The organism is Nostoc sp. XA010, from assembly GCF_020829625.1.
Classification (GTDB): Bacteria; Cyanobacteriota; Cyanobacteriia; order Cyanobacteriales; family Nostocaceae; genus Nostoc.
Genome location: NZ_JAIVFX010000045.1, coordinates 23270 through 35299, shown reverse-complemented (window position 1 = coordinate 35299; position 12030 = coordinate 23270). Strand labels below are relative to the sequence as shown.

Here is a 12030-nt window from a genome sequence, read left to right as displayed (position 1 = left end):
GCAAGGACATATCCTGATTTACTTAAGGCATTAGATGCGGCATTCGCAGAAGTGACGATAGAGAATTTACTGGGTTGGTTTACTCACTGCTGCTACTGTACTTCAGAAGACTGATAACCGCTATAACTAAAATTATTTTTTCGGCTCACTGAGTATTTTTACTCAGGCTTAAAAATGGCATTTTGACCAAATCAAGAATAGCAAAAATAAGCGTACTAGGTACGTTTATTTTAAATGCGGCTACAGGCTAATTTTGACCAAACTTTACACCCGTCAAACACCTGTTAAACACCTGTCAAATGACAGTCGTAGAGAAAATCAAAAATCAACTACCTCGTTCCTCTATAGCAGTCATTCAACAGGTGCTTGACAGGTGTAGAGTAGCCCTAGACCTGTCAAACAACAGTCGCAATAAAATGTATAGTACTATACATTTTATTGTTTTAAAATAAGAGGAGTGCTAATCATTATTGGCGATTATAATACAATCTATTAGTGCCAAGAAATTGAACAGATTTAAAAGTCACTAAGGCATATTTAATTCTTGCGAAAAGGGTCAGCAGGAATTTATGTGACCTATGCTAGAAAATTTTCACTTTTAAACATGGATGAAATAAAGCAAGTAATAGTTTCGATTAAGCGTGGGACTGATACTGGAGATGGCAAAGTATTTAGTTATTTACAATCGAATCCTTTTCAGTTAGGAAGCTTATCAGAAATAGTGATATCGACTATCAAAGCCTACTGGCTACCTTTTGTGATGCATTCTGTAGGAGTGCGTGACGAGGAATTAAGACGAATAGCAATCTGGTCAATCAAACAATTAGAAGGTCAGGCATCTCTTATCCGCGAGGTTTTTGGGATTTCACCTCAAATGAGTACTGTTGTTCAACTGATGAATACCACTGCTGACTACCCAGGTGCTATCCCAGATCAGGGCGGCTCATTCGATAAGACAGAACAAGTTAATTCTCAAGAGCCTGACTCAACGACTGCACTATCTATATCTAATGATGTTGAAGTTAGAGAAGAAATTTTGCTCCCAGATGAAGAAGATTATGACTACGAGAACGATTTAATAGCCGTAGAAATAACAGAGGAGATGAAAAGGGCTAGTAAATTATTTGGGGTTTAGTCGAATAGTACGTTTGATTTCGATAAATCTATAAGGATGAGAGGGGTAGGGAGCAGGTATTGGGGTGCAGTAAAACAATATCGGTTCTCTACACCCAATACCCTACCCCCTATACCCAGCCTTGATAAGGGTTGTAGTATTTCCCGTGAAAAGTCAGACATTCTTCATCCTTAATACCATGCAACCCCTACACATTCAGCCCTTTGAGGTAATTCATGAATAAACCGAATCCAAATCCTGAACCTGCTGTTAATACTCCTAAAATCGTTATCTCTGCTGACATTGGTGGCAGTGAGACAAAAGCGATCGCTCAGATTTATCCTTCAGGTGTGCCAATAGTATTAGCGATGCCACCAGAAATCGCTGATGTCTCTAAAACTTCTGTGGCGCGTTTCGTCCCAAACTCATATAACACCAGTATTTGGGTCGGAATGGGCGATGAGTATTATGTTTTGGGTGCATTGGCAAAAAGTGTTTTTGCTGGGACTTCTGCACTGCGAGATTTAAAATCTCATTATGCTTTACCAAAACTGGCTGCTTTGTTGTGGTTAGCTTGCCGTCAGTTTCAGTTCGATACCAATAATATTGATGCCTTTATCCAAGTATTGATGCCACCAGGAGAAATTAGTAATGCTCATAATCTCGGTAAAAAGTTAGGGCAATCACTCAACCGGGGAATTGTAACTCCCACCAACAAATTAAAAGGTAAGCTGCGTAATTTTCATGTTGCCCCGGAAGGTAGTGGGATTATGATATACCGCAGTCGCACTCTGGCTGCATCATATACACAAAAAAATATCGGTTTGCTGATGCTTGGCTACCGGAACGCGAGTTTCGTTCTCAGCCAAAAAGGTAATCCGGCTTTGGCTGAAACTACTGATTTAGGTATGAATTGGTTAGTACAGCAATTTGTTCAACGCACTGCTGTTGGCTTGTCCAAAGAAGATGAACATTTAGTGACTGCAATCATTGCTGCTGGGAAGGGTAACTTTGAGCCTTTGCGTTCTTTGTCCCGCCAAGCCACACCCGAAGGTGTATCTGCTGACTTAAAATTATTTCAAAACATTCTCCCTGAAGTTCGCTCTGATTACTGTCGCGCTCTAGTACGTTGGATACGAAACATCCCTTCACTTGATGAAATTCTCATTTGTGGTGGGACTGCTGATTTTGTCAAGAAGGAGTTAACTGACCATTTTCAAAATGAAGGTATACCTATTGTTTGGAATGGCGGCGTACAATTTCCCGCTCCTCTTGATACTAAGGGTCTTGGTGAGCGAGTCGCTGATGTCTGGACGGCACACATTACTTATATATTGATGTTAGACAAGAACTTTGCTTACGACCGCAAACAAGATTTAGTCCCTGACCCCAATAAACCACGACTTTCTACCCCTACTTCTGGCCTTGCCCAATTGCGTGAATACGCTAAAAAACGTGAGGCTGAACAACCTTTAAACAGTTGAAAAATCATAAAGTGTCCTTTTTGTACGACATTAACTATGAAGTGCGATCGCTCAGAGAGTAAGCCAACTTTCTGAGCGATCGCATAATTCAAGCTAACTATTTAACATCCCAGCCATCAAACAGATTCGGTTGATCTACCCCATACTGTCGTTGCACCAGTCGCCGCAGTTCTGCTACCGAATTGGCTGACTTCATCAAAATCAGCACTGATGTGACATGTGGAGACAATCTCTCTTTTGTTTTATGAGAAAGCATTTGATGAATTTTGTACTTCCTCCGCCCATTTGGAAGAACGGGATTAACAATGTCAAGTTTGGCTTTTTCCTCTGGTGTCATCCAACTATAAATGAATTCCCAATAGTACAAGCCATTCTTAATGTGCTTTTTATGCAGCTTACTAATCCGAGCCAAATTCTCCTCAAACTCAGTTTCAAACATTTTAGTCCACGGGCAAGGTGTAGACAGAATACGACAATCATCTATCCGGCGTTGCTCGGCTGTGCGTTGCTCACCCCAGACTTGCTCAAATCTACTCGTGAGTGAGTCTTCAGCAAGTGCATCAACCAGTATTGCTGCTTGATGATTTCCTTGTTTATCAAAGTAACGCCAGATGATCCGAACGTCTTTCAATGACCACGTTACAGCACGCGTCACTGTGTTTTTAACCGTATATTCCGCATGGACTGTAACGTGGTTTAAGCCTTGCTCTATAAGGGTTTTGTTCACACGAGGTAAGCTAAACTGTAACCTGGTCAACCAGTTCTTATTTATACCGATTGTTTCGAGGATATGATTTTGAGACATCCGGTATTCTTCAGTTTCAACAATTCTAATCGCGTCAAACCGATAGTTGCCGATGTACAACTCAACTGCTTGGGCTGCGGCAAAATTTTTCTTAGCCATGATAGCTGTGCGAGATTTTCATTAATTCTTCGCGCAGCGCTGAATTCAACTATTAAATTGCTCCATCACGACTCTAACAATATATGAATAACGACCAAGAACTTTATACCCAACAGCTAGCCCAATTTGCTGCGTCTCAAAGTTTTGATGAACGTTCAGTGGAGTTTTTCGATGACGTTTGGCAAGAAGCCGGAGTTAAAGACATCGCTAAAATGACTACTGCTGATGCTGAGTCTGTATTGCAAGTCTTGAGCGAGAGTGAAGCATCACCAGAATTTACTAAAGCTCTACTAGCCCAAGCCATAACAGCAGGAATGCCTAAACACGTTGTGGGATATATCTTGGAGAGTGATACTGACGGGGATGGACGCACACTTGCACAAGAAATTTTCAATGACGGCACAAGTCCGTTTCAATTCCCACAACCATCAGTACTTGCCTCCCAACAAAACCAGTTTCAATCCTCTAGTCAAGAGAACGAAGACATGGAAATCCAAATTTAGCCAAAAGTACGATTTTTTTGTAGACTCCTAGTTATTGATTTTTTAGGAGTAGAAGACCTAAACTTTGGCTTATTCGTTAGCGTTTTCACATGCTCTAAAGGTGTAGCTCTTATGAAGAAGGTTTAGGGGGAAAGGGATAGAATTTTCCCTTTAACCTTTCCCCCTCTTCTAAATATTTGTTCTACACCTTTTTCCCACTTTGAACTAAAACTATGACACTACAATTACCAACCCACAACGGTACACACCCTCAAAAACCAACAGACTCATTCACTATTCCTCAACAGAAGGAACGACTAGAAAATTTGTTGTATCAGAAGGTTCAACAAGGGGAAGATATATCGCCTTGTATTGAAGCTCTTTATTATTTAGCTTCAAAGCAAACAACACAAGACCAACTGCAAGTGATGTGGGCTGAAGTAATCAAAGAACGCTCGGCATTCAATTCACTGCAAAGAGTAATCATTACAGCCTTCGCCATCTTAGGAATGATTGCCTTTTTTAATGGGGCATTTCGCTCTGTTAAACCATCGGCGGCTACTAACCCACCTGCTGCTGTTCAACCTCATTAAAAGGATTTTACCAAAAAGCTGAAAGCATTGTTTGATAACCCTTTCAGCTTATATTATTACTCACTATGCTTAGGCTCACCTAATATGCTGTGTCTTTGTCGAAAGGCAGACTGTCAGCATCCTCAAAGTTACGCAGGTCTTGCTCCATCTGCTGCCGACGTTGAACGTAAGTTCTGCTATCTTCAATCCTTCCTCTCATCTGCCATGCACCAAAATTAATACCCTTTTCTGCGTATTTAGCAGACACTTTGTTGTAACCATCAACTTCTATTTTCTTGCGACGTTCTTGTTCTTCTAGCGCACCTTCACTGAGCCCAATTTTTCGAGCGTATTCTAAATATTCAGGTTTGAGAGAACCATCAGGGTTAAATTCCCTTTTCTCTTGTTCAGTGAAGAAATCGTAGGCTGTGTAGATTGGCCACGGCTCTGGGTCAGTCTCGTCCAGGTGCTTCCACTCGTCATACTCTTCTTTTAATCTACGAGCATAACTCTCAATTGCTCCTGGATGTGCGCCAAGAGATAGCTTTTCTTGTCTTACTTCATCTCTTAGATTTCCATCTGCATTGAACTCTTTCTTATGCATATTTATCCAACGCTTAATTCTTGACATATAAACCTCCCAAAATATTAACTAAGTTTCATTAACTTTTTAAACTCATGACACTGGAATTAAAACATTTTGACCCCAGGCTTAATCAATGGATTTATACAGATGACCGTAAAACTATTTTAACCGAAAAGCTCAGTAATACTTTACTAGAATCTTACTTTCCTGATAAAGAATTCTCATTTGGGCACTCAGATGAATACAGTACAGACGATGATTTAAAGAATCATCCAGATGGACACATCTTATTATTATCTTCTAAAACTCGCTTACTTTATGGAGAAAAAGAATGCTTAGAAACAATTCAAAAAATTTGTCCAGATAGTAAAGACCGTGGGGCTTATGGTTCGATATTTCTTGGAGCTTGTAAAAATGCGATTCACGAAAAACTAAATATTCTGGTAGTAGATGATTCTACTGATAATCGGGGTGAAAACGGAGGAATATTATCAAATGATTTAGCATATAAACTAGTTGGCGATTGTTATGGACAGATTTCAACCCAACTTTATGACTTGCTCACTTCAAGAGAATCACAGCAAGATAAAAGCTACCGTGTTATCCAGCATCGATTCGGCTGGAAGGAAATGGAGAAGATACTACTAAATACCGCTTTGGGAAAGGAACACTCCGACCATACAGACTAGATAAAATAGAATATGCAGACTCAAATAATGAACCCAAAATCGATATAATTCTCCCTGTAAGTAGTTTCAAAGGAACAGATAAGGATAGACCAGCAGGGGCAACTAAACCTCAAATTAAGCCAGGATTATATCAGCAAAATATTTGGTTGGCTGAAAAAGGACAATCTCAGCAAGGTCAGATGTCTATTTCTCAACTACTGGCATCTTTTCCCCAAGGAATTAAAGATTTTGCCGAAGAATTAGAGCTACAAGCTGAGAAACTAGCCTCTATTCAAGATAACCCAAGAAGAGTTGCTGCTTACTATTGTGAAAAATACGAAAAACGTAAAGAATCATTGAACCAAAGTAAATTAAAAGTAGGAGAAGTCACAAACCTTGAAAGTGATGTCAAAAACTTAGGAGCAAATGACGGTTTAGATACACAGGGCGAACGCACGGCATTTCTGAAACCCCTGCTGGATAAGGATCTTGACGAAAAAATAGGCTAAATTTAAAAACGCTGAAACCCTTGCTATTAAAGGATTCTTATACTTTAGATGCGTTTGCCCTGTTTAGATACAGATGAGGAATTAGATGACGAAAGTACTAAAGATGACTTGTTCATGTACAAGCTCATCAAAGCTGACTTACTTGGTCATCAGCAGTTATTAGAAACAGAAAAAGTTAAACAAGAATTAAGTCGGTTTGTACAGAGCCAATGGCGAGATATCGCTCTGGGGAAAACGCTTACTTTTGACCGAGGGATGATTATTCCATCCAAGGAACTCAAAAATGGTGAAATTTGTGTTCCTTGGCTTGACGAACAAGAAAAAGTTCTTAACTTCCGTTCTCCTTTTCTGAATTCTAATGGTTTGTGTGTTTCTAATAATAAATATGTTGAAGATCAACTAGGGCCAGACGGTGAACCCTTAGAAGGTGTAATTGTAGTTAGTGACGAAGACCACAAGCGTATACAGCAGAGAATTGCACAGTTAGAAGCGCAAGGTATTGATGTTGGCGAAGTTGACCCAGCCGAAACCGAATCAGAACGCCAAGCACGAGATTTTGACGGTGACTGTATTGGTGTAGCACTAGCTAGTAACTACCCTAACTTAACAGCCGAAGCCGAGTACAGGAACCAACCCCAAAACGCCTATTCTCCTACAGTTAAGCTCAAAAAACAATCATTCTACGATCCTAAAACTGGAACCCAACCTGACTTTGAAAAAATCGCCATCCACATGAGCGATAGCATTAGTGTGGGAGTAATCAACAATCAAGTTACTGCACTGGAGGCATTAGAATCGGAAATTGAAGTACTTAAAACTTACGGTACTTTTGAGCAGAAATCAAATTATCTAGACCAAGTTTCTAACCATTACGAAACCCTGTTTGAGCAAGAACGCCAGAAAGAGCCAAAGTTAATTCGAGAAGAATACAAGCCTTATATGCAAGGGGTTGTTGAACTTGCTTTGGATGAAAGAACCCCAGAAAATATTCAGCAGGCGATGGATGTAAACCGCTTGATGTATCGAAGTATGATTGAGGAGGGGTGTTATCAAAACCAAATAGCGGTTGATTTATTCAAAAGTGCTAAAAAACCTGAAATGGATAAAATCAGGGAAAACAACCGCTACTTGTATCGTGATGTTAACTATATTAAAGATAAAAAGTCGCGTTCAGTTTATTTAAGCACAGGTATAACACCAAAGGGCTACTCACCAGTAGAATTATTGATTAGCCAAACTAATAAATATTTCCAAGAATCACAGTTAGAATCGCGTCCCATAGTCCAGTTTAAAGACTTGTTCAAAGGAGTAGAATTTACACCACAGCAGAAATTTGCAGCGATCGCCGCCAAATACGAGTTCGATCTGAAATTCAACGCTGCGGTTCGGATGTCTCAACGGCGTGAAACTGAGAAAGGGCCATCCGCAATAGTGCAAACTCCACAGTCTTGCAAACTGGAAATTACCAATCTAACTCGTTACGGGCATCCCCTAATCTGGAAAGCCCAGACACTTAATATTCGCTTAGATGAAATTAAATTTACAAACAGTGAACGCCCTCATAAATTATTGGCAGTCGCACAAATTAATGGCGAGGTAAGGGAAGATGGAAAACCTGCTTACCGCAACCTGGGGACAGTTAGCCAACAATCTGTAACTGACCATAACCTCAATGCGGGGATGACCACGCAGGGGGCTAAACTATTAGAACTAAAACCAGAACTTACCAGAAGCCAAACTAAACTACTCTTTGCCTTGGCAAATGATGCAGCTGAAGCATTTTATGCCTCTATCCCAGAGTCAGAAAAACTTGCATCTGCCGCAGCAGCTTGGAACATCTGTGCATCCCGCCAGGATGAACTCGAAGTTGCAAGAAAAGAAAACGCAAACCCCCAAGCTCACGCTAAAAAAGTTTCCAATTTTGCTTTCGCTGCTTTCCCCAATGAGATTATCTCCCGCTTGGAGAAACTGCAATTTAGCGAACCGAAGTTAGTCACATTAAATAATGAAGCGAATCAATTTTTGGGTCGAGATTGGAATCCCACCGAAAAACACGCGATAGAAATTAGAGCTAGCCACCACCCACCGGGACACGAACGCCACGTTTCCAGACTCTTATTTGTACAGGATAGTGACGGCGAATATAAAGAATTCGCCATGCTGGAGACAAGAACTGGACAGCTTCCCATTGGTACGAAAGCGCTCTCTTGTATGGTTGGAGTAGAACCTGCTACCGCCAAAGCAACTATTGGGCTACCAGGAAACGAACCGGTTGAAATTACTATCCGTGAACTCAAGAACTTCTCTTATGCAGGACTTGTTTTTAACGCCGAACCGGTAAATTTAGAATTTGGCACTGTGCCGATTCCTGATAAAACAGTAAAAATTAAGTTAGATGGTAAAACATTAGGGGAGTTAGACAGCGATTCTGTCCAGCAGTTAAAACAAGTTGATTACTTAAAAAATGGTAATCTCCTAAAATTAAAGCTCACGTCAATCTCTGAAACAGGAGATCAGGCTTTTGTTCTGGGTGAATCTCCCAATGGGAACCTTCTCAAAATCAATAAAATTAACTTTTATGATTTTTCTGGTCAGACATTTAATGATCAAGATTACCGAAAACTGACTATCGAAACCTCAGCTTCTAAAACTAGAGATGCTGTATTTTTGAATGGTGAACCCTTGGGAGTGTTGCACTTTAAAAAAGACAAAGACGCGCTCAGACAGCTTGGACTACTCAAAACCGGACAACTTACACACGCACCCACTATTATTGAAAGTAACTTTTCTGTTATTTGCGCTCAAATTGACCCTAAGACCGTTGAATATCCCCAGAAATGGACGAAGGAATTTCAGGCTTTTGGGACTCAATCAGTTAACCCTCAACAACAGCAGATGATTGATAGTAGTGAGCCAATTCTACATCATATTAAAGAGCGTTCTACTTTCTTATTTTCTACAGAATCAAACAAAAAGCTGGGAGTCACGGGCTTGGCTGTTGACAATCACAAAGTTGAATCTGTAACCTTATGGCTAAAGAAGCAAAATGTTGTATATTCCCAAGTCCCACCCGAAGATGTCATTAGGGAAACTAAGAAAGGTCTAGCGGTATTTAACTTGGTTGATAGCTCCATCCCTGCCAAAACTTTGTCGAGCATGACCAAGAAATTCGGGGGAATTATTGAAACGGATAGTGACTATCAACAAAAAGTTAACTCCCTTGCCACACGACCGCAGTTTTTGAAACCACCAGAACAAACAGCACAATCCCCACCTAACCAATCTATAACTCCATTCCTCTCCGCTACTCCTTCTACACCAGACATTAGTAATAGTGCGAAAACCGAACCTCTAAGTGTAGAGAAGCTCCCGACAGTCACTATTGATGACTTGAGAAATTGGTATAATGCCGCAGATAAGTTAGGGAAGTCGGAAAATTACAAAAAACGCATTGTAGAAGTGGCAAATGGGTTTAAAGCTGGTGAGCAATTATCAGAGTCAGCGTTGACAGTAATGAATCAGGATACATTTGAGCTTGAAGCCATCAGTCGGTTGACTCAAATTGCTCAAAGGATTGGCATGGTCTGGGGTAAGTCTAATGAAAATGGCACTCAAGTTCAAGGAAAGACTTATGACTTGGCTTTCAATACCCAGCAGAGAGATTTAACTATTTTGCAGAAAAATGGGGAGATAATTTTAAACTTGCAATCTGGCAAGGTGCAGACTAATAAAGTAACTCCACAGATATTACAAACTTTTGAGGATGCTAATAGTCAGATAGATAAAATATTAGCGAAAAATAAAAGTCAAGAATTAGAAATACAAGGATAAGTTAACTGACTCAGCTAAATATCCGAGTCGATGAATATTTAAGAAATTCTAAATTAAAACAGAGAATATTTGGTGGAATTAATGGAAGACATTGATGTAGAACAAGGGCAATTGTGGTATGACAAAGGAATGGAGCATCTCAAATCAGGAAACTTATCTGGAGTGATGGAGTGCTTCAGAAATGCACTTTATTTCTATCCTAATTTTGCCGAAGTTCACAATACTATAGGGATGATTCAGTTTCAAATCGAAAAGTATGAAGGTGCGATTCAGCTTTTCGATAATGCATTGTCAATGAATCCGAACTTTGCTGAAGCTTATAATAATCGAGGATTAGCTCGATCAAAAATCTGTCATAAATCAGAATTCTCCAAGGTGATTGAAGATTACACTAAAGCCATCGCCCTGAATCCAAATTTAGTCCAAGCTTATCTGAATCGCGCTGATACATATAAAAATCTAACTGGTGACAACCCAGCAGCTATCTTAGATTACAATCAAATAATTTCACTTGACCCAAACTGTTTATCAGCTTATATAAATAGGGCGAATATTTATTTTTTATCTGGGGAATTAGAAAAGTCACTCTTTGATTTAGAAAAAGTATTATCTCTAGATGCTGATTGTGCAGAAGCATACTGTGGACGAGGGATAGTCAGGTTCCATCTGGGCAATATTGAGGGCGCTAAAAAAGATTTATTTAAAGCTTTTGGTTTGTATGAGGCGCGAGGGAATATGATTTACTGTGCTTTTACTCGGAGCTTGATTATGGAGCTTTTTCGAGATCATGAAGTTTACAAAGATTTGTTTGGGGTTGAAAGTAGGATAGTCAAATCGAAAAAGTAACCACTTTTGTCGAGCGGCTACAAATTAAATTCTTTTTTCATTTCTTTCTGCGATCGCAGGAAGCGAGAAACCTTTCAGTAATCAATCATTGCTTCAATCCGTCTTAGGTTAGCATCTTTCTTGTCCGTTTTGGCACGGTTATGCCAAATACGCTAAATATAAAGGTAAAACAACTGCCAATGCTCGATTACGTCAGTGCAGGGATCGCGTTTTACATTACAATGCTTCCCGTACAAGAGTGGATACTAGAATTCCGCCTCGGTTATCTTGGTCGCTACTGGAGCCTGATAAGTGTTGCTGGCTTATTCATTGGCTTTTTGCTCTCTGCGCTGATATTTGTGCCATTGATTATTAACATGACATTAGATCCGTTCAGATATCCAAATAATGCTGTCATGAGCGGGATTGCTGCGGTGATTTTTGGTGCAATACTCTGGCTGGGACAGTGGCTAATTCTCCGCCAGACTGAAATGACACCGAGAATTTTCGCTCTGATCAATACAATAGTTGGAATTTCTGTCTTTTCTGTGCTGGTGTGGTTCAATCAAAAAAGTTTGCAGTGGAGCGGTGGCCCGATTGAAGGCTGGAAAACTGGACTCATCTTTCTAGTGGGTGGTACCTGTACCGGAGCCGCGACGGGTAAGGCTTTGGATTTTTACTGTGGACGAGTTGAGCAGCGATTAATCAGACTTGAGAGGGAGAGGGTAGAACAAGAAACCCAAGAGCGAGAAAGGCTTTTGAAAGAAAGAATTGAGAAGGAGAAATTAGCGCAAGAACGCTTAGAAGCAGAGATGGCAGAGCGGAAAAGGATACAGCGAGAGGCGGCTCAAGAGGAAGAACGCCTTTGGTACGAGCAGCATGGAAAGGATTATGCAGATTATGAATATGACGAGGAGGAGGAGGAAGAATAACCTTGTGCTGACATGAACATAAGTAAGCGATGCCTGCGGCGGGCTACGCCTACGCTGATGAATTAGCTCTCACAGATGGAATGGCACAGGCTAATCCCCCTTCTTTACTGTTGTCAACTTCCT

Annotated in this window: 8 protein-coding genes and 1 pseudogene; 7 read left to right on the top strand and 2 right to left on the bottom strand. The window is 40.4% G+C overall.

Annotation, left to right across the window (positions count from 1 at the left end; translation table 11 throughout):
- The first annotated feature begins 604 nt into the window (after nucleotides 1-604).
- Nucleotides 605-1135 (top strand): hypothetical protein, encoded by a 531-nt coding sequence (locus LC608_RS31980; protein ID WP_229557406.1) that lies wholly within the window; start codon nucleotides 605-607, stop codon nucleotides 1133-1135.
- A 215-nt stretch (nucleotides 1136-1350) separates the two neighbouring features.
- A complete protein-coding gene (locus LC608_RS31975) occupies nucleotides 1351-2598 on the top strand; it encodes a ParM/StbA family protein (RefSeq protein ID WP_229557405.1) in 1248 nt (415 codons plus the stop codon).
- A 97-nt stretch (nucleotides 2599-2695) separates the two neighbouring features.
- On the opposite strand, the gene LC608_RS31970 is transcribed toward LC608_RS31975, so the two are convergent.
- Nucleotides 2696-3502, bottom strand: a complete 807-nt coding sequence (locus LC608_RS31970) for a P63C domain-containing protein (protein ID WP_229557404.1) — start codon at nucleotides 3500-3502, stop codon at nucleotides 2696-2698.
- A gap of 83 nt (nucleotides 3503-3585) precedes the next feature.
- On the opposite strand from LC608_RS31970, the gene LC608_RS31965 reads away from it, so the two are divergent.
- Nucleotides 3586-4005 carry a hypothetical protein gene (locus LC608_RS31965; protein ID WP_229557403.1) on the top strand — a complete coding sequence of 140 codons (420 nt, stop codon included), beginning with the start codon at nucleotides 3586-3588 and terminating at the stop codon, nucleotides 4003-4005.
- Between the two features lie 212 nt (nucleotides 4006-4217).
- Nucleotides 4218-4577, top strand: a complete 360-nt coding sequence (locus LC608_RS31960; protein WP_229557402.1) for a hypothetical protein — start codon at nucleotides 4218-4220, stop codon at nucleotides 4575-4577.
- 79 nt (nucleotides 4578-4656) lie between these two features.
- On the opposite strand, the gene LC608_RS31955 is transcribed toward LC608_RS31960, so the two are convergent.
- Nucleotides 4657-5187 (bottom strand): hypothetical protein, encoded by a 531-nt coding sequence (locus tag LC608_RS31955; protein WP_229557401.1) that lies wholly within the window; start codon nucleotides 5185-5187, stop codon nucleotides 4657-4659.
- A 47-nt stretch (nucleotides 5188-5234) separates the two neighbouring features.
- On the opposite strand from LC608_RS31955, the pseudogene LC608_RS31945 reads away from it, so the two are divergent.
- The 3 genes and pseudogenes from LC608_RS31945 to LC608_RS31935 all read left to right on the top strand — a co-directional run bounded on the left by LC608_RS31945 (nucleotide 5235) and on the right by LC608_RS31935 (nucleotide 11907).
- A pseudogene (locus tag LC608_RS31945) lies at nucleotides 5235-10150 on the top strand (hypothetical protein).
- An 81-nt stretch (nucleotides 10151-10231) separates the two neighbouring features.
- Complete coding sequence (locus LC608_RS31940; RefSeq protein ID WP_229557407.1) at nucleotides 10232-10996, top strand: tetratricopeptide repeat protein; 765 nt, start codon at nucleotides 10232-10234, stop codon at nucleotides 10994-10996.
- Between the two features lie 140 nt (nucleotides 10997-11136).
- On the top strand, nucleotides 11137-11907 hold the full coding sequence (locus LC608_RS31935) for a hypothetical protein (protein ID WP_229557400.1): 771 nt from the start codon (nucleotides 11137-11139) through the stop codon (nucleotides 11905-11907).
- Nucleotides 11908-12030: the final 123 nt, after the last annotated feature.